Source organism: Nonomuraea sp. IBHARD001 (assembly GCF_056106265.1).
The window spans coordinates 1,952,739-1,971,696 of sequence record NZ_JBWBBW010000002.1 but is presented as its reverse complement, the minus strand read 5'-3'; the positions used below and the strand labels follow the sequence as shown (position 1 = coordinate 1,971,696).

The 18,958-nt window shown below is 71.4% G+C and carries 14 protein-coding genes; 3 read left to right on the top strand and 11 right to left on the bottom strand.

The genetic code is table 11. From position 1 onward, the window contains the following. Positions 1-22 precede the first annotated feature (22 nt). The 6 genes from ACTWNK_RS11225 to ACTWNK_RS11200 form a co-directional block, all read right to left on the bottom strand. Positions 23-1,225, bottom strand: coding sequence for an ABC transporter permease (locus tag ACTWNK_RS11225; RefSeq protein ID WP_474303829.1), 1,203 nt, complete (start codon positions 1,223-1,225; stop codon positions 23-25). Beyond that, positions 1,222-1,965, bottom strand: coding sequence for an ABC transporter ATP-binding protein (locus ACTWNK_RS11220; protein WP_474303828.1), 744 nt, complete (start codon positions 1,963-1,965; stop codon positions 1,222-1,224). Before ACTWNK_RS11220 ends, ACTWNK_RS11225 begins: the two co-directional genes overlap by 4 nt. Continuing rightward, a complete protein-coding gene (locus ACTWNK_RS11215) occupies positions 1,962-3,008 on the bottom strand; it encodes a peptidoglycan-binding protein (RefSeq protein ID WP_474303827.1) in 1,047 nt (348 codons plus the stop codon). The genes ACTWNK_RS11220 and ACTWNK_RS11215 overlap by 4 nt, the downstream gene beginning before the upstream one ends. Next, the gene (locus tag ACTWNK_RS11210; protein ID WP_474303826.1) at positions 3,005-3,526 is read right to left on the bottom strand and encodes a hypothetical protein; all 522 of its coding nucleotides are present in this window, start codon (positions 3,524-3,526) and stop codon (positions 3,005-3,007) included. The genes ACTWNK_RS11215 and ACTWNK_RS11210 overlap by 4 nt, the downstream gene beginning before the upstream one ends. Before the next feature lie 74 nt (positions 3,527-3,600). Next, a complete protein-coding gene (locus ACTWNK_RS11205; protein WP_474303825.1) occupies positions 3,601-5,043 on the bottom strand; it encodes a sensor histidine kinase in 1,443 nt (480 codons plus the stop codon). Positions 5,044-5,051: 8 nt separating this feature from the next. After that, positions 5,052-5,738: a response regulator transcription factor gene (locus ACTWNK_RS11200; protein ID WP_474303824.1), complete on the bottom strand. Its 687-nt coding sequence runs from the start codon at positions 5,736-5,738 to the stop codon at positions 5,052-5,054. A 93-nt stretch (positions 5,739-5,831) separates the two neighbouring features. Here ACTWNK_RS11200 and ACTWNK_RS11195 point away from each other — a divergent pair, with 93 nt between their 5' ends. Beyond that, positions 5,832-6,452: a TetR/AcrR family transcriptional regulator gene (locus ACTWNK_RS11195; protein WP_474303823.1), complete on the top strand. Its 621-nt coding sequence runs from the start codon at positions 5,832-5,834 to the stop codon at positions 6,450-6,452. On the opposite strand, the gene ACTWNK_RS11190 is transcribed toward ACTWNK_RS11195, so the two are convergent. Continuing rightward, complete coding sequence (locus ACTWNK_RS11190) at positions 6,449-7,765, bottom strand: hypothetical protein (RefSeq protein ID WP_474303822.1); 1,317 nt, start codon at positions 7,763-7,765, stop codon at positions 6,449-6,451. The two genes, ACTWNK_RS11195 and ACTWNK_RS11190, sit on opposite strands and share 4 nt — an antisense overlap. Before the next feature lie 117 nt (positions 7,766-7,882). On the opposite strand from ACTWNK_RS11190, the gene ACTWNK_RS11185 reads away from it, so the two are divergent. Beyond that, positions 7,883-9,706, top strand: coding sequence for a nitrate reductase subunit alpha (locus ACTWNK_RS11185; RefSeq protein ID WP_474303821.1), 1,824 nt, complete (start codon positions 7,883-7,885; stop codon positions 9,704-9,706). Then, entirely contained in the window at positions 9,697-10,836 is a 1,140-nt protein-coding gene (locus ACTWNK_RS11180; protein ID WP_474303820.1) for a 4Fe-4S dicluster domain-containing protein, read from the top strand. Before ACTWNK_RS11185 ends, ACTWNK_RS11180 begins: the two co-directional genes overlap by 10 nt. Positions 10,837-10,891: 55 nt before the next feature. On the opposite strand, the gene ACTWNK_RS11175 is transcribed toward ACTWNK_RS11180, so the two are convergent. Genes ACTWNK_RS11175 through ACTWNK_RS11160 form a run of 4 tightly spaced genes read right to left on the bottom strand, consistent with a single transcriptional unit; the run spans position 10,892 to position 18,690 of the window. Continuing rightward, the gene (locus ACTWNK_RS11175) at positions 10,892-12,904 is read right to left on the bottom strand and encodes a carbohydrate binding domain-containing protein (protein ID WP_474303819.1); all 2,013 of its coding nucleotides are present in this window, start codon (positions 12,902-12,904) and stop codon (positions 10,892-10,894) included. Then, positions 12,901-14,799 (bottom strand): carbohydrate binding domain-containing protein, encoded by a 1,899-nt coding sequence (locus tag ACTWNK_RS11170; protein ID WP_474303818.1) that lies wholly within the window; start codon positions 14,797-14,799, stop codon positions 12,901-12,903. Before ACTWNK_RS11170 ends, ACTWNK_RS11175 begins: the two co-directional genes overlap by 4 nt. A gap of 1 nt (position 14,800) precedes the next feature. Continuing rightward, entirely contained in the window at positions 14,801-16,603 is a 1,803-nt protein-coding gene (locus tag ACTWNK_RS11165) for a cellulose binding domain-containing protein (protein WP_474303817.1), read from the bottom strand. After that, the gene (locus ACTWNK_RS11160) at positions 16,600-18,690 is read right to left on the bottom strand and encodes a cellulose binding domain-containing protein (protein ID WP_474303816.1); all 2,091 of its coding nucleotides are present in this window, start codon (positions 18,688-18,690) and stop codon (positions 16,600-16,602) included. The genes ACTWNK_RS11165 and ACTWNK_RS11160 overlap by 4 nt, the downstream gene beginning before the upstream one ends. Positions 18,691-18,958: the final 268 nt, after the last annotated feature.

The window sequence follows — 18,958 nt, the reverse complement described above, 5'->3', positions numbered from 1 at the left end:
GGCCGAGGCCGTCGCACGGCGGTTACGGCGCGGCCAGCGCCTCGGTCGGCGACATACGCGCCGCACGCACCGCCGGATAGAACCCGGCCAGGCCGCCGATGACCAGCGTGGCGGCCACTCCGCCCGCCATCGCCCACACCGGCACGATCGACGGCCAGCCCTGCACGCTCGCATAGCCCGCCGTCACCCCGATGCCGAGCAGCACACCGCCGATCCCGCCGAGCGCCGACAGCAGCAGCGACTCGGCGAGGAACTGCAGCCTGATCTGCCCCCTCGTCGCGCCGAGCGAGCGCCGGAGCCCGATCTCGGCCCGCCGCTCCAGCACCGAGATGACCATCGTGTTGGCCACCCCCACCCCGCCGACCAGCAGGGCGACACCGCCGAGGCCGAGCAGCAGGGCGTTGAGCGTGGCATCGGTCGCCTGCTTGGCGGCCAGGACGTCCGAAGGCCTCGACACCTCGACCTCGTTCGGGTCGGCCGGGTTGGCGGTGGCGGCCAGCACGTCACGCACGGCCACGACGTGCTCCTCCTGCGCCCTGGCGTACACGGTCGTGGGATAGCCGTCGAAGCCGAGCCGCTCCTCGGCCACCGGCCAGCCGACGAGGGCCGCGGTGTCGAGCTCGGGTGCGAGCGGCGCGGGAGCCAGCACGCCCACGACGGTGAACCACTGCTCGCCGAGCCACACGCGCTGCTCGGGCCCCGCGGTGACGACGCCGAGCCGGTCGGCTGCCGTCGAGCCGAGCACGGTCGCCGGGTAGCGGTGCGTGGCCGCGTTGAGCCAGGTGCCGCTGACCAGGCCGACGCCGGTGTCGGCGGGCAGGTCGAGACGTGCGGCGACGACCGACAGGCTGCCCGACTGGCTCTCGGGGATGCGGTCGTTGCGGTAGACCTTGGCCCCGGTCTCGCCCGTCGCGGTGACGGCGGTGACCGGCGCGATCTGCTCGATCATGGCCTCGGCCTCGGCGGGCAGGTGCGAGTCCTCCCCGAACAGGGTCTGACCTGGCGACACGGTGAGCAGGTTGGTGCCGAGCGCGGCCAGTTGCCGGTTGAGGTCCTCCTGGCTGGAGGCCGAGATGCCGACGACGCCGATCATCGCCGCGATGCCGATCGCGATGCCGAGCGCCGACAGGAACACGCGCAGCGGCCTGGCGCGCAGCCCGGCGCCGCCCACCCTGACGACGTCGCGCGGCCCGAGCCTGGCCGGGACCAGGGCCGCCGTGCTCACCACGAGGCCACCGCCCCCGCCGCCGTGTCGCCGACGACCTGGCCGTCGAGGATGTCGATCCGGCGCGGCAGGCTCGCCGCGATGTCACGGTCGTGGGTGATCACCACGATCGTGGTGCCCGCCTCGTTGAGCTCGCGCAGCAGGGTGAGCACGCCCGCGCCCGACGTCTGGTCCAGATTGCCCGTCGGCTCGTCGGCCAGCAGCAGGGGCGGGTCGCCGACGACCGCGCGTGCGATGGCCACGCGCTGACGCTCGCCGCCCGACAGCTGGTGCGGCCGATGGTCGAGGCGGTGCCCCAGGCCGACGCGCTCCAGCGCCGCCTTGGCCCTGGCTTGCCGCTCGCGCGGCGCGACGCCCGCGTACAGCAGCCCGTCGGCGACGTTGTCCAGCACGGGCACGCCCGAGGCCAGGTGGAACTGCTGGAACACGAAGCCGATCGTCCTGGCGCGCAACGCCGACAACTGCCGGTCCGACAGGGCGGCCACGTCGTGCCCGGCGATGCGCACGGTGCCGGTGGAGGGCCGGTCGAGTGTGCCGATGAGGTGGAGCATGGTCGACTTGCCCGAGCCGGAGGGCCCGACGATGGCGGCGAGCTCGCCGTACCCGATCGCCAGGTCGGCGCCGCGCAGCGCGGCCACCTCGCCGTAGCTCTTGCCGACGCCGGTGAGCTCGATGATGGCGCCGCCACGCTGCCCGGCCGGGGCGCCGTCGCTCTGCTCGACGACGCGCAGGGCGCTCACTTGGGCACCACCACGGTCAGCCCCTCGGTGACCGCCGGTCCCGACACCTCCACCTTGCCGTCGGCGAACATCCCCGTCTCGACGGCCACATAACGCGTGCCCGCCCCGTCGGCGACCTGCATGCCGTAGCCGCCCTCGGCCAGCGCGACCAGCGCACCCACGGGTACGGCCAGCACGTCGGCCTTGGTCGCGGACACGATCGTCACCTCGACGGGCGTGGTGTCGAACGAGCCGAGCCTGCCCGACACCGAGACGACGACCTGGACGGTCGTGGTGCTCTCGTTGCCGGACGTCGTCGTGGTCGCCACCTTGCCCATGGAGGCGACCTTGCCCTTGACCCGCGTGCCGTCGGGCAGTTCGACGGTGGCGGCTAGGCCCTTCTTCACCAGGTGCTTGTCGGCGACGTCGAGGGCGACCGACACGTCGCGCGTGGTCCCCGTGCGGGTGAGCACGGGACCGTTCGCCGCCGCGCCGAGTGCCACCTTGAGCTCGGCCACCCGGACCGGGCCCGGCGCGACGGCGACCGAGCGCGGCTCGACGGTGCCGGTGACGGGCAGGCCGAGGTCCTCCTGCCAGCGTTCGACGGCCTCGGCCGTGGCCCAGGAATAGGCGTCGTCGACGGTGAACCCGGTGTAGCCGAGCTTGGCGAGATTGCGTTCGAGCAGGGCGACGTCGGCGCCTTCCAGGCCGTTCTCCAGCGTGCGGTAGAGGGGCATGGTGCCGTACAGCAGGACCACGCGGTCGGCGTCGGCGCTGTAGAGGGCCTTGCCCCGGGTGACGACGGCGCCCGGCGAGGGCAGCCAGGTGACGACGCCCTGGCCCGACGCGGTCACGGTGACCGGGTCGCCGTAGCCGAGGTCGCCGGTGAAGCTCTTGGTCTCGGCGAGCGTGGTGCGCTGGACCTTGGCGGTCGCGGGTGGCGTGCGGGTCGCGGCGGCCGTGCCCTCGCCTTCGCCGCCGAATCCGACGGCCGCCGCGGCGACGGCCGCGGCCAGCAGCGCCGCTCCCGCCGTCCACGCGGCTCTGGTGACGCTCCGCTTCACCTGGGTCCTCCTCCTGGTCTGACGAAGGTGTCCTTGCAGGCCTCGAAGGCCTTCTTCCACGCGGGGTCGTCCGGGCGCATCCGGCCGCCGCCCATGCCCTGCATGCCGCCGTCGGCGGAGGGGTCGGGCATGTCGACGCCGTTCTCGCGCATGCAGGCGGCGAACTTGCGCATCTGCTCGACCTGGGCCGGGTCCAGGGTCGGCCGGGTACGGGCGGGCGCGACGTCCCGGCAGGCGTCCCTGGCCTTGTCCAGCTTCTTCCTGTCGATGTCCTTGCCCAGTGCCCTGAAGCCGCCGCCGCCTCCGTTGGGGTCGGGGTCCGGCATGTCCACTCCGTTGTCGCGCATGCACTGGGCGAACTTCCTGGCCTGTTCCTGGGGGTCGGCCGAGGTGGTCGGCGAGGCGGAGGGCGCCGCCTGGGCGCCCGTCCCGGTGACCGATGCGACCCCTGTCGAGGACTGCGCCTGCCCGCACCCCGCGGCCAGGCCGAGAGCGAGGAGCGCGATGAGTCTTCTCATGGCTCGCATGCTCGCGGGCCGGGATCGGAACGAGCAGGGAACAACCTGGGAGCCGCCTCGGAAAAGCCGCGCGGCTACGACGCCAGCGGGAGCAGGACGCGGAACGTGGCGCCCCGGCCCGGGGCCGAGTCGAGTTCGACCCTGCCGTCGTGCGCCCTGACGATGGCCGAGACGATGGCCAGGCCGAGACCGGCGCCGCCCGCTCCCCTGGCCCGGCCCTGGGCGACGCGGTAGAGGCGGTCGAAGATGTGCGGCGCGTGCTCGGGCGGCACGCCCGGACCGGTGTCGGCGACCTCCAGGACGCCGAAGCCGGGATCGGAGCCGACGCGTACGGTGATGCTCGCCTCCGGCGGGGTGTGCGCGAGTGCGTTGGCGACCAGGTTGGCCGCGACCTGTCTGAGGCGGTGCTCGTCCCCGCACACCAGGACGGGACCGGGCAGCCTGGCGCCGAATCCGGCCAGCCTGACCTGCCGCTCCGGCACCCGGGCCCTGGCGTCGCGTATGGTGTCGGCCGCGACCTCGAGCAGGTCGACGGGATGGCGTTCGAGTGCGCGTTCCTCGTCGAGCTGGGCGAGGGTGAGCAGGTCGTTGACCAGGGCGCCCATTCTGGTGGCCTCGTCCTCGATCCGGCGCATGGTCTCGTCCATGGCGGGGCCCCGGGGCGTGCCGCCGCGCCGGTAGAGCTCGGCGAAGCCTCGCACGGAGGTGAGCGGGGTGCGCAGTTCGTGCGAGGCGTCGGCCAGGAAGCGCCTGAGCCTGGCCTCCGACTCGGTGCGGGCGGCGATCTCGGACTCGACCCGGTCGAGCATGACGTTCAGCGCGACGCCGAGGCGGCCGGGCTCGGTGTGCGGATCGGGGTCGGGCACACGGCTGGACAGGTCGCCGTCGGCGATCTGCCCGGCGGTGTGCTCCATCCGCGTCAGCGGCCGCAGGCCGATCCGCACGACGGCCAGTCCGGCGAGGCCGAGCACGACCAGGACGAGCAGCAGCACGACGGCGTCGATGGCCAGCAGCCTGGTCCTGATGCCCTCGACCTCGGCGAGCGACACGGCCACGACGACGACCGTGCCGTGCCGGGTGTACTCGGCGCGTACCCGCCAGGAGGCGCCTTCGACGCCGGGCACGGTGTGGGTGGCGCCGATGCGCGGCTCGATGTCGGTGGCGTAGTCGCCCAGGTCGGGTCCGGGCGCGTCGCTGCCCTCCGGGACGGTGCGGATCAGCCGGCCTTCGAGGTAGAAGGCGACGCGGTTGTCCTCGCCGAGCCTGCGGATCAGCCCGGCCTCCGGCTGGCGCGGGTCGAGCGAGGGCGGCGGCGCGATCGGCCTGCCCGCGTTCGCCGCGAGGTTGGTGGTGATGAGCAGTTGCTGGTCGACCTTGCTCATCAGATAGGAGTTGAGCAGCGTCAGCCCCGCCGCGTTGGCCAGCACGAGCGCGACGGCGGTCAGCGCGAGCGAGGCCACGACCAGTCTGGTCCGCAGCGTCCAGCGGCTGGGCCGCACCCTCACCTGTTTACTCACCTGTTTACTCACCGGGGCAGCCTGAGCGTGTAGCCCACCCCTCGCACGGTGTGGATGAGCGGCGGCTCCCACCGGTCGATCTTCTTGCGCAGGTAGTACACGTAGGACTCCACGATGCTGGAGTCGCCGTCGAAGTCGTAGCGCCAGACGCCGTCGAGGATCTGCGCCTTGCTGACCACCCTTCCGGCATTGGTCAGCAGGTACTCCAGCAGGTTGAACTCGGTCGGCGACAGGTCGATGCCGATGCCGCCTCGCCGTACCTCGTGGGCGTGCGGGTCGAGTTCGAGGTCGGCGAAGCGGAGCACGTCGGCGGGCGGCGGGCCGGTGCGGCTGCGGCGCAGGATGGCGCGGATGCGCAGCACGACCTCCTCCAGGCTGAACGGCTTGGCCACATAGTCGTCCGCGCCGAGCGTGAGGCCCTGGACGCGGTCCTCGACGGTGTCCCTGGCGGTGAGGAACAGCACGGGCACCCGTTCGCCGAGCCGTCTGGCGACCTCGAAACCGTCGAGGTCGGGCAGCATGACGTCGAGGACCACGATGTCGGGTGCGAAGTCGCGGGCGGCGGCGAGCGCCTGCTGCCCGGTCTCGGCGGTGGCGACCTCGAAGGCGACCAGTCGCAGGGTCTGCGAGAGCAGGTCGCGGATGTTGGGCTCGTCGTCGACCACGAGCACCTTGGCCGGTCGTTCCTCTGTCACCCTTCGAGGTCTACCCCACCGAGCTCAATGCCCGCTCAAAGGCACCCCGGATGAGACAAGCGTCTTGGACAAGCGTCTGATAGCATCCGGATCATGGGAAACCGGGAAGACCTGCTGGCCGGGGCCAGGCGCTGCCTCTACGACAAGGGGTATTCACGCACGACGGCCCGCGACATCGCCACCGCGTCCGGTGCGAGCCTGGCCGCGATCGGCTATCACTTCGGCTCCAAGGACGCCCTGATGCGGGCCGCGCTCGTCGACGCGGTGCGGGAGTGGGGCGAGGAGATCGGCCAGGCGCTCGGCGGCGAGCACACGGCGGAGCTCGGCGCGCTGGAGCGGTTCGAGCAGGCGTGGGAGCGGGTGATCGCCTCGTTCGGGGCGCATCGGGCGCTGTGGGCCGTGCAGTTCGAGCTCCTCGTCGAGATGACGCGCGACGAGGAGTTGCGCGCCGCCTTCACCGAGGTCAACCGGCAGGCCAGGCTCGGGCTCGCCGAGCTGTTCCAGAACCTCGGCCCCGGGACCGACGAGCGGGTCGCCGACCGGGCCGGGGCCTTCCACCAGGCGGTGCTCACCGGCGTGCTGGCCCAATGGCTGACCGACCCGGACAACGCGCCCTCCAGTGCCGACCTGGCGGGCGCGTTGCGCACGATCGTGGCCGACGCGGGACGCGGCCGGGGCGACCAGAGCCGGGGCGACCAGAGCCAGGGCGGCTAGAGCCTGGCGAGCTCGGGCTGCTGGTCGTGCAGGGGCGCCACCCTGCGCTCCCACGGCATGGCCAGGGCCAGCACCGGCAGCAGCACGATGGACGACATCGCCCAGATCGGATGACCGCTCGCCCAGATGTGATGGCTCTGGGTGAGCCAGATGTAGCCGATGCCCGCCCAGAGCGACGTGCCCAGAATGGCGGGCCAGGCGAACCTGGTGGGCCTGGCCACCAGGAACGGCATGAACCACAGGAGGTACTGCGCGCCGAGCCTGGGCGTGACCACCATGAACGCCACCAGGATCGCCGTCGTCAGATCGACCGGGTCGGCCCGGCGCCACAGCCAGCACACGGCGAGCACGGTGGCGTAGATGAGATACGTGCCGAACTTGGCGAAGCCGGAGTGCAGCGTCCAGTCGCCGCCCACGGCCACGGCCGTCCAGCCCCACTCGCCGACGATCGGCCTGATGTCCTGGATGACGCGGATGACCTCGGGGATCTGGCTGAGCGAGGTACCCGCGAAGATCGGCAGGGTGAGCAGGAAGAAGATCGGCGGCACCGCGGTGGCGACCAGCGCGACCAACCTGGCCCGCAGGCCGGGCAGGAGCAGCAGCATGCCGGGGATCAGCCAGATCGGCCAGCTCTTCGCACACAGCGCCAGGCCCATGAGCAGCCCGGCGTACACCGCGCGGCGATAGGCGGGCCGCTCGTCCGCCCTGAACCGCAGCGCCTCGCGCGCCGCCGCCCACGACAGGCCGGACAGCACCTCGCGCACGGTCATCGTCACCCCGTGCCTGTGCGGGTCGCCGGGCCCGCGCGCCACCACGAACGCCGCGACGCCGAACGCCAGCGCGACCGGCTCGACCTGCCCGTGCACCGAGGCGACCAGCAGGGCGAGCGGGCTCAGCGCGTACTGGAAGGCGCGCAGCGAGGCCTTCGGGCCTCCGGCGAGCTTGGCCACCAGCGGGATCAGCGCGATGTCGGCGACCACGGTGACCAGCCGTCCCGCGTACTCCCACGGGATGCCCATCCACAGCAGCAGCCCGTAGACGTACGGGATGGTCGGCAGGAAGTGCCAGCCGCCGTTGCTGCCGAGCACCGGGTCCTGCCGGTTGAGGATCGCCTCGCCCGCGGGCTTGAAGCTGTTGACGAAGTCGACGGGCTGCCAGGTGTCGATCGCCGACGTGTACATGATCACCAGCCGGACCACGACGCCGACCACGATGGCCAGGGCGAGGGATGGCCGCCAGTCACGCCACTGGGCGACGATGGCGAGTGCGACACCGATGACGAGGATCGACCCCGTGAGAATTGCGTAGTCCATGACGGGCTACAGCCTGCCCCAAGTGACGGACTGCTGCCACCTGGAGTGGCGAAAGGCGATTGCGACATGCGGTGACCTAGCACGACGGATCATCACTCTCTGTGGTCAACTTGCTGCATGGGGGGATCACGGGCCAACGGCGTGCTCATCGGGCTCTATCGAGAGGCGCGGGGCAGGACGCAGGATCCGGTCGCCGCGTGGGCCGAGGTCACAGGTGATCCGGAACGGCGTCGCGCCTACCAGCGGGCCAGGGGCCGCACCGCCCTCGTGCCGCTGGCCGACGCCGAGGCGGCCGAGCTCGCCGCCGCCGCGCATGTGCACACCGTGATCGCGCACGGCGCCTCGAAGATCGCCGCACACTGTCCCTCGATGGCGGCCTTCGTGTCCGCGATCGGCGGGGTGGCGCTGGCCGAGCCGCAGGTCGCCGCCCTGCAGACGCTGGGGCCGCGCTTCGCCGTCGCCGATCCGTCGAGCGCGGCCTACATCATCCTGTGGGGCGACCGGGTCCAGCCCTCACGCCTGCTCATCGCGGGCAGGTACAAGGGCCAGAAGGTCGTCGCGATCGGCGGCCACCCGATGCGCCTGTCCGACGAGACCCTCGTGGTCAAGCGGGGCACCGACGGCGCGCTGGCCATGGCCATGGGACACGTGATCCTCACCGAGTACCTCACCCCCGAGTCGCTCGCCGCCAAACGCCGCACCGACCTGCCCTTCCTGGTACGGCTGCGCGAGCGCGGCGGCGCCTACGTGCCGCATCGGCTGCTCAACGCGGCCGATCTCGGCGACACCGACGCCGAGGCCGTGCGCAGGACCGTGCTGCTCGGCAGGGGCGGGCGGCCCGTCGTGCCCAACGGCTCGCTCGGTTTCCGCGACGACGAGGCGCGCTGGAACCTGAGCCTGGAGACCGACCCGGCGCTGAGCCTCATCGACAAGAACGGCGGCTCGGTCGAGGTCCTGCTGCCGCGCTTCGACATCCAGGGCGCCGAGCCGCTGCGCAGGGGCGTGCCCGTCGTGCGGGTGGGCGAGCACGTGGTGACGACGGTCTACGACCTGCTGCTCGCCGTGTACGGCGTGCGCCGCGACGGGCTGCCCGGCCGCTGGCCCGACGGCTACGACGACGCGCGCTCGCCGTACACACCCGCCTGGCAGGCGGCGCTGACCGGGGTGGGCGCGGGCAGGGCGGTGAAGATCGCCAGGGAGCTGGCCTCGACGGCGGAGCTGTCGGGCGGGCGGTGTGTGATCGTGCCGGGCGAGCTCGGCACCCCGCATGCCGACACCGCGCAGCGGGCGATGCTGGCGCTGCTGGTGCTGACCGGCTCCTTCGGCGTCGAGGGCGGCGGCTGGGCGGCGCAGCACACACCGCCGCCGGGCGCCGTGCCGCTCGAACCGTACCTGTTCGTGCATTCGGGGCGGGCCGACCGGGCCGACGCGGGCGCGCTGAGCTGGCCGCTGGGCGAGGGCGTGTTCAACAACAGGACGCCGGGCGACGTGCTGGCCGAGGCGATCGCGACCGGACTGGTCGAGGTGCCCGCCGACGCGCCGAAGGTGCTGAGCATGGCCGACGACGCCCCCATCGGCGACGTCCTGGCCGAGGGCCTCGACCTGCTGATCGGTCCCAGCGCGCGGGCCGACCTGGTGCTGCCGCGCGAGGTGCTGCCCGTCGCGGAGGCCTACGCCAAGCTGGCCGTCGAGCACCTGGGCCAGGAGCACCGCGAGATCGTCTCCCGGCTGACCGCTCCCCCGCCGCCCAGGACCGCACCCGCCGGGCCCGGCACACCGCTGCTGACGCCTTCGGGCCGCGCCAGCGTGTTCGCCGACCACGACTGGACCCACGAGTACGGCGAGGCGCTGCCGGTCTACCGCCCGCCGGGCCGGGCCGTCGCCGTCAAACCGACGCACTTGGTACGCCACCGGCACCAGGAGGACACGAGATGCGGGTGACCGCCCATCTGGCCATGGTGATCAACCTCGACACCTGTGTGGAGGACTGCTCGGTGGCCGAGCGCCAGGCGGGCGGCTCCGGCGGGCTCGACCACGCCTGGCACCGCCATGTGGAGGCACGGCCCGGCCCCGGCTACCCGGCGCGCTGGCAGGATCAGGAACGCTGGCGCGGCGGCTGGGAGCTCGACCCCAAGGGCAGGCTCCGCATGCGCTCGGGCGGCAGGCTCAGACGGCTGCTTCGCGGTGTCGAACAGCCGGGCCACGCGGTGGTCGAGGGGCCCGACGTGCTGCTGGAGCGGATGCGCGCGGGCTTCGAGCACTCCTTCGGCTTCCACCTGCCCAGGGTGTGCGAGAGCTGCGTGAACCCGGCGTGCGTGGCGGCGTGCCCGACCGGTGCGATCAGGTCGGAGGCCGGGCTGGTCGGCGTCGACACGGCCCGGTGCTCGGCGGCCAAGGCCTGCGTCTCGGCCTGCCCGTACAAGAAGGTCTACTCCGACGCGGGCACCGGGAAGGCGGGCACGTGCGCCGCGTGCGGGCCGCTGTCGGCCGACTTCGCAGGCGTGCTGCTCTACGACGCCGACCGTGTGTCCGAGGTGGCGGCCACACCCGACGAACGCGGCCTGTACGAGGCGCAGCTGTCGATCCTGCTCGACCCGCGCGACCCCGTCGTGCGCGAGGCCGATCTGCCCGAGGACTGGATGGCCGCCGCGCTGCGCTCCCCGGTCTACGACCTGGTGTCCAGCTGGCGGCTGGCGCTGCCGCTGCACCCGGAGTACCGCACGCTGCCGATGGTCTGGTACGTGCCGCCCCTGTCACCCGATGAGGGGGACGAGGACTTCGGCATCCCGCTGGACTACCTGGCGGCGCTGTTCGCCGCGGGCGACAGACAGCCGGTGCGCCGGGCGCTCGGCCGCCTGGCGGAGATGCGGGCGCACATGCGGGCGCTGGCACTCGGCCTCGACGCGCCCGACGGCGAACTGCCCGGCTCCGAACTGCTCGCCATGCACCGCCTGCTGACGGCGCCCGAGTACGGCAGGCACGTGCTGCCCGACTCCTGGCGGCGGCCCGAGTGCCGGTGCGGGAGCGCGGGCGCGGGGCCGACGCCGATCACGATCGGTTCGGCCCGCTGACGGCTATCGCCGGCGCCCGTCACACGGACGGGCGCCGGCGATGCCTGCTACCGGGTCAGAAACTGTTGAGATAGCTCCGGTGGCTCCTGGAGAACTCGAAGTTGTGGAACTTGTCCCAGTTGATGGACCAGGTCATCAGCCCGCGAAGGTTCGGGTAGACGCCCCTGGGACGGTAGCTGCCGCAGTTGGTGCCCTTCGCCAGGCAGTCGAAGGCCTTCTGCACCTCGGCCACCGTGGTGAAGCCGCCGCCCGCCTGCGGTGAGGCGGGCAGCCCGATCGCGACCTGCTCCTGGCGCAGTGCGGGGAACATGTTGGCCGTGTTGCCCATGATCGGGAATCCGGCCAGCAGCATGTCGGTCATCGCGATATGGAAGTCGTGCCCGCCCATGTTGTGGAACTGGTTGTCCAGTCCCATGATCGGGCCCGAGTTGTAGTCCTGCACGTGCAGCAGGGTCAGGTCGTTGCGCATGGCGTGGATGACCGGCAGGTAGGACGCCGCCCGCCTGTCGGCCGCGTTGTTCGGGCCCGGACCGTAGAACTGGTAGCCGAGCTGCACGAAGAACGTCTCGGGCGCCATGGTCAGGGTGAACTTCGCACCGTACTTCGCCTTCAGCGTCTTCAACGCCGAGATGAGGTTGACGATGACGGGGGTGGTGGGGTTGGCCAGGTTGGTGTCGCCCTGGTTCAGGTAGAGCGAGTGGCCCTCGAAGTCGACGTCGAGCCCGTCCAGGCCGTAGCGGTCGATGATCGCCGAGACCGACTCGACGAACTTGTCGCGCGCGGCGGTCGTGGTGAGCTGGACCTGGCCGTTCTGGCCGCCGATCGAGATCTGCACCTTCTTGCCCTGGGCCTGCTTGGCCTTGATCGCGGCGATGAAGTCGGCTTCGCTCTCGACGTTGGCGCACTCGGTGACGGGGCACTGCCTGAAGCGGATGTCGCCCGAGGTCACCGAGGTCGGCTCGCCGAAGGCGAGGTTGATGATGTTCCACTCGCTGGGCACGTCCGCCATCCGGATGTAGCCGGAGCCGTTGGCGAACGAGGCGTGCAGGTAGCCGACCAGCACCCGCTTGGGCAGGCCGTCACCGTCGCCGGTGATGGTGGCCTGCGCCGATGCGGAGGCCGGCGACTCCACACCCGAGGTGTGGAAGGCCCGCACGACATAGGTGTGGGTGCCCACGCCCGGGTTGTCGGTGTAGGACGTCGTGGTCACGGTCGCGATCTTGACCGTGTTCCGGTAGACGTTGTAGCCGGTGGCCGTGGCGGCGGCGTTCCAGCGCAGGTTCACGCCGGTGCCGCTGACCGTGGCGGTGAGGCCGGTCGGAGCCGGGGGCGGCGGCGGCACGTCGTTGCCGACCGTCAGGCTCACGGAGTTGGACTTGGGCGACTCGCCCGCCCCGTTCGTGGCGCTCACCTGGTAGGTGTAGGTGCCGGGAGCGGGGTTCTCGCTATATGTCGTGCCTGCGGCGGTCGCCACCTGCACGCCGTTCCTGAAGACCTTGTATCCGGTCGCGCCCGCCGATGCCGTCCAGCTCAGCGAGGCGGTGGTGAAGGTGGCCGAGCCGCTCAGCGTCGGAGCGAGCGGAGGCTGCTCCTGTCCGGGCGGGCCGTCGAGCACCACGTCGTCGGCGTGGTAGGCGCCCTGGCCGTACCAGCTGTTGAGGTAGACGGTCACACTCGTGGTCGAGGCGCCGGTGGTGAAGGAGGTGCGCAGCTGCGACCAGGCGGCGCCGGGCGAGCCCCAGGTGCTGGCGGTGACGCCGGTGCCGGTGGCGCCGAGGAAGACGTAGCTGCCCTGGACCCAGGCCGACAGCTGGTAGGTGCTGCTCGGCTTGACGGTGATCTCCTGCTGGCAGCGGGCCAGGTCGTTTCCGGCCGGTGTGGCCTTGACCGCGCCTGTTCCGCCGTGCACGGGGCTGGTGACGGCCTGGCCGCCGGAGCAGGTCCAGCCGCTCAGACCGCTCTCGAACCCCGGGTTGGCGAGGATGTTGGCGGCTTGCGCCGGGCTCGCGGTGAGCCCGGCGAAACCGAGGACCAGCGCGGCCATGACCGCGATCCTTTTCAGGCTCATCCGGTGAACCCCTTGAAGATGTTCGTGAACTCATAGGTGGACTGCGCGATGCCGCTGCACGAGGGCGAGACCTGCCCGTTGGGGCAGCCGCCGTTGTCGCGTGCCGCCGACCAGAAGCCGATGAAGGCGACGTGGTTGGCGTTGGCCCAGGTCAGCAGGGTGCGGGCGTTGGCCTGGGTGGTGGTCATACCGGTGTCGTTCTTGCCGATCATCGGGGTGAGGCCGAGCAGCTTCTTCAGCTGGGCGTCGGTCTTGCCCGGCCAGACGCCGCGCATCTGGTTCAGCGTCGCCTCGGCGGCGGCGACCATGGCGTTGCCCCAGTCGCCGGTGTAGCCGAAGTTCATCAGCATCGGGTTCACGATGACGGTGAGGCCCTTGGCCGCGGCGTCCTGGAGGATCTGCAGCGAGAACGGGTCCACGCCGTAGTCCTGGCCCTGGATGCGCAGCGTGTAGCTGACGACGGTCCCGCGCTCGGTCTGCAGCTGCTTGAGTGCGGTGTTGACCTTGTTGATGTCGATCGACGCCTCGATGTCGACGTCGAGATGGTTGGTGCCGACGGTGTCGAGCACCTTCTTGTACGCGCTGAGCAGTGCGGCGGAGGTGCCGCAGATGTGCTCCAGGTAGGGGCCCTGCGCGCCGCCGGTGGCCACGATGACCTGGCCGCCCTGCGCCTGCAGCGCCTTGACGTCGTTGATGATGCGGGCGTCGTCGACGGGGATGGTGCCGCCCCACGCCGGGTTGCAGCCGGAGCTGTCGCCGAGCGCGAAGGCCAGCGTGTAGTTCTTCACGCCGGTCGCCGCAGCCGCGCTGACCAGGGACGGGGTGGTCCTGGTGATGTCGATGTAGGGCGCGTAGCGGATGTCGCCTGTCGGCGGGTCGCCGTCCTTGGCCGTCTTGCCGCTGACCGCCGCGCTGTAGGCCGAGCAGAGGTCCTGCGCGTCGCAGGCCCGCACCCGGAAGCTGTAGGAGGTGTCGGGGGTGAGGCCGCTCGCGGTGTGGGTGCGTGCGGTGCCCACGTTGACGCCCGTGGCGTTGTCACGGGAGACCTCGTAACGCGGGGCCAGGCCCGAGTCGTCGATCGAGGCGTTCCACGTGGCGGTGAGCGAGGTGGTGGTGGGGTTGCCGAGCGCCAGGCCGGTCGGCACGTTCGGCGGCTGGTTGGTCCCGCCGACCGTGATCGGGTACGGGCTGGACCTCGGCGACTCGCCGCTCGCGTTGGTGGCGGTGACCTCGTAGCTGAAGGACCCGGCGCCCGGCTGCTCGCTGTAGGTGGTGGCGCCGGTGGTCGAGCCGACCTTGGCGCCTCCCCGGTAGACGTTGTAGCCGGTCGCCCCGGCCGAGGCGACCCAGTTCAGCGTCGCGGTGTTGGAGTTGCCGCTGCCGCTCAGGCCGGTCGGGGCCGGGGGCACCTGGCCCTGGCCGGGCGGGCCGTCGAGAACGAAGTCGTCGGCGTGGTAGGCGCCCTGGCCGTACCAGCCGTTGACGTAGACGGTCACCGACGTGGTGGAGGCGCCCGTGGTGAACGACGTCCTGGCCTGGCCCCATGCGGCGCCGGGCGCGGCCCAGGTGCTGGCCGTGACGCCGGTGCCGGTGGCGCCGAGGAAGACGTAGTTGCCCTGGACCCAGGCCGACAGCTGGTAGGTGCTGCTCGGCTTGACGTTGATCGTCTGCTGGCAGCGGCCGAGGTCGTTGCCGGCGGGGGTGACCTTGACGGCCGTCGTTCCGCCGTGCACCGGGCTGGTCACCGTCTGGCCGGAGGCGCAGGTCCAGCCGGTCAGGCCGCTTTCGAAGCCGGAGTTGGGAAGGATGTTGGCGGCCGAGGCCGGGCTCGCGAGGAGCCCGGCCAGACCGAAGGAGAGCGCGGTGACGACCGCGATCCTCTTCTTCAGATTCATCTCAGAAACCTGCCGTGATCTTGGTGAACTCCCAGTCGGCCTGGGCGATGCCGCTGCAGGTCTCCTGGACGCCGCCGCCGGGACACGGCCGGTCGCGGTTGGTCGACCAGAAGGCGAAGCGGGTCAGGCCCTTGGACTTGGCCCAGTCGCGGATCTGCGTCCAGGCCGCGGGAGTGGTGAGCTCCTGCTGGTCGGACAGGCCGTTCATACCGGAGATGCCGGTCTTGGCATAGGCATCGGCGTCGCTGATGCCGTAGGCGGCCTTCACCACGTTCTTCAGGCCTTCGGCGGCGTTGATGGTGTCCTGCGCCATGTTCGTGCCGCCGAAGTCGAACGGCATGATGGTGAAGTTGTCGATCGGCACGTTCAGGGCCTTGGCCTGGTTGACGAGCCTGACGCCGTGCGGGTTCGGGCCCGTCGTCGTGGTGCCGAAGGTGACGACCACCTTGACGTTCGGGTTGTTCGCCTTGACGATCTTCAGGCCGTTCAGGATGCGGTCCTGCACGGTGTAGTTCTCGAACTCGTCGGTGTTCTCGATGTCGAAGTCGACGACCGCGGGACCGACGGCGGTGATGACCTGCTGCACCGCCGCCGCGAAGGCCTGCGGGGTCGAGCAGTTCGGGCCGAGCTTGTTGCCCTGCCAGCCGCCGAAGGAGATCTGCACACTGCCGCCCGCCGCCTTGATGGCGTTGATGGCGGCGGCGTCGGCCCCACCGGTCAGCGGACGCTGGCCGTCCCAGGCCGGGTTGCAGCCGTTCTGGGCCAGGATGAAGGCCATGGTGAACGACTTGATCCCGGTCGCCGCCATCACCGTCGCCGGTGCGGGCGGGCTGCCCCAGCCCATGTAGAGGTACGGCGCGCCGTCCATCTTGCCGGGCAGCGGCGGGCACCCGCCGGTCGTGACGGCGATGGCGACACTGGCCACCGACTCGCCCGAGGCGTTGTAGGCCTTGACCGTGTAGGTGTAGGACGTGCACACCGCGAGACCGGTGATCGTCGCCGTCGTCCCGGTGACCTGGGCGCGCTGGGTGGCGCCCTCGTACACGCGGTAGCCGGTCACGGTGCCGGAGGAGGCGCCCCACGACAGGGCGACCGAGGTGGTCGTCTGCGCGGTGATGACCGGCGCGCCCGGCTGGCCGGGTACCCCGGTGCCGCAGCCGCTCGTCGTGCCGGAGACCGAGGTGCTGGCCGTCGACTCACCGGCGCTGTTGTAGGCCTTGACCGTGTAGGTGTGCTGCGAGCAGGTCGCCAGGGAGGCGATCGTCGCACTCGTGCCGGTGACCTGCGCGACCTGGGTGGTGCCCTCGTAGACCCGGTAGCCGGTCACGGTGCCGGTCGAGGCGCCCCAGGACAGGGCGATCGTGGTGTTGGTCACCGCGCTCACACTGGGCGCGCCCGGCTGGCCGGGAGGCGGGGTGGTGCCGCCGCCGCACGGCTGGCCGTTCAGCGTGCAGTTGGTGATGGTGGAGAAGTTGCCCGGGGAGCCGTTGAAGCCGAAGCTCACACTGGCGCCCGCGGCGATCTGACCACCCCAGCTGGGGTTGGTGAAGGTGTAGTGCTGACCGCTGCGGGTCATCACCGCGTCCCAGGCCGACGGGATGGTGAAACCGGCCGGCAGGTCGAACTGGACGTTCCACCCGCTCATCGCGGTCGTGCCGCCGTTGGTGACGGTCACCTTGCCGCCGAAGCCCGAGCCCCAGTCCTGGGTCTTGGTGAACACGGCGGTCGGAGTGGCCGCGTAGGCGGGCGTGGCGACGAGGGCCACGCCCATGACGAGGAGGATCGCTATGACGAGTCGCTTCACGGCATCGTCCTGAGGTGCGCCTTGACGGTGCGGGAGAAGTTCCAGTTGTGGCTGGCGTCCCAGTTGATGGACCAGGTCATCGCGCCGCGGATGTCCGGGTAGGCCCTGGGCGGTACGAAGCTGCCGCACGAGGTACGGCTGGCCAGGCAGGTGAGGGCCTGGTTGACGACGGTCGGGGCGACGATGCCGCCTCCGGCCGCGCCCGCACCGGCGGGCAGGCCGAGCGAGACCTGGTCCGGCCGCAGGCCGTTCTCCAGCTGGATGCAGGCCAGGGCGGTGATGAAGTTGACCGTGCCCTGCGAGTAGGCGGCCATCTGGTCACAGCCGAGCATCGCGCCCGAGTTGTAGAACTGGGTGTGCACGACGGTGAGGATGTCCTTGATGGCCAGCGCCAGCTTGAAGTACTCGAAGCCGGTCGACTGCATGTCGATGGTCTGCGGCGCCATCGTGATGATCAGGCTCGGCCCGACCTTGGCCCGCAGCGAGCGCAGCGCCTGGCCCATGTAGGTGGCGTTGAGGCCGTTCTCCAGGTCGATGTCGATGCCGTCGAAGCGGTAGTTCTGCATGATGGCGTAGACGGTGTCGGCGAACTTCGTCGCGGCGGCGGAGCTGGCCACCTGGACGCGGCCGAGCTCGCCGCCGACCGAGAGGATGACCTTCTTGCCACGCGAGTGCAGCGCCTGGATGTCGGCCTTGAACTGCGCGTCGGTGTAGCCGCCGACGGCGGTCGCGAGCTCGGGGTCGATGCCGAAGGTGACCTCGCCGGGCGTGCTGGTGGCCTCGCCGAACGCGATCGCGATGAGGTCGTAGTCGTCGGACACCTGCGACAGCTTCAGCTCGACGGCCGGGTTGGTGAAGTTGTGCCAGTAGCCGGTGAGGAAGTGCTTGGGCAGCGTGGTCTCGACGCAGCCGCCGGTCGTGGCGGTGACGCTGGCCGCCTCGGACTCGCCGTTGGCGTTGTAGGCGGTCACCAGGAAGGTGTGGGTGGAGCAGGAGGCGAGCGGCGAGACCGTGGTGGTCGTGGCCGTGCCCTGGTAGTGCTGGGTGGAGCCCTCACGCAGGCGGTAGCCGGTCACGGTGCCGGTCGAGGCGCCCCAGGTCACGGTGATCGCGCTGTCGGTGACGCTGGTGGTGGGCGTGCCGGGCTTGCCGGGGACCGGGTTGGTGCAGCCGGCCGTCGAGGCGGTCACCTGGTTGCTGGCGGTGGACTCGCCCGCGCTGTTGTAGGCCTTGACCGTGTAGGTGTGCGGCGTGCAGGTGGCGAGCGAGCCGATGGTCGCGCTCGTGCCGGTGACCTGCGCGACCTGGGTCGTGCCCTCGTAGACGCGGTAACCGGTCACGGTGCCGGTGGAGGCGCCCCAGGTCAGCGAGATCGAGGAGTTGGTCGCGCCGGTGGCGAGCGGGGTGCCGGGAGCGCCGGGCACCTGGGTGGTGCAGCCGCTGGTGGTGACGTTGACCGAGCCGCTGGCGACGGACTCGCCCGCGCTGTTGTAGGCCTTGACCGTGTACGTGTGCGGCGAACACGTCGCCAGCGAACCGATGGTCGCCGTCGTGCCGGTGACCTGCGCGACCTGCGTCGTGCCCTCGTACACGCGGTAACCGGTCACGGTGCCGGTGGAGGCGCCCCAGCTCAGCGAGATCGAGGAGTTGGTCGTGGCGGTGGCGGTCGGGGTGCCGGGCGTGCCGGGCACCGGGGTGTCGCCGCCGCCGCAGGGCTGGCCGTTCAGCGTGCAGTTGGTGATGGTGGAGAAGTTGCCCGGGGAGCCGTTGAAGCCGAAGCTCACACTGGCGCCCGCGGCGACCTGGCCGCCCCAGCTGGGGTTGGTGAAGGTGTAGTGCTGACCGCTGCGGGTCATCGTGGCGTCCCACGCCGACGGGATGGAGAACCCGGCCGGCAGGTCGAACTGCACGTTCCACCCGTTCATGGTGGTCGTGCCGCCGTTGGTAATCGTCACGCGGCCACCGAAGCCGGAGCCCCAGTCCTGCGTCTTGGTGAAGACGGCGGTGGGTGCGGCCGCATAGGCGGGTACGGCTATGAAAGTCAGGGCGAGCGCGATGATCGCCCCAAGGATGACGCGCAGTTTCACGTGTGGTCCTTACCTTTCGGGGGGTGGGTGCCGTACGGCTTGCGCTGGGGGGTTGCGAGAGGCTGGCGCAAGCCGTACGGCGGGCACCGGTCCCCGCTCGAGCAGGAGGGGGCGGGGACCGGTTGGAAGGTGGGTCAACGAGGCCCTGCGGGCCGAGACGGAGCGATCATGGAGCTCCCCCCGGCGACGCCGATGTCGTCGGTCGGAACGCCGATCTCAGGCAGAGGGGCACGCTCGGCGCCGGGGATCCGGCGGGCGTGGTGTCCTG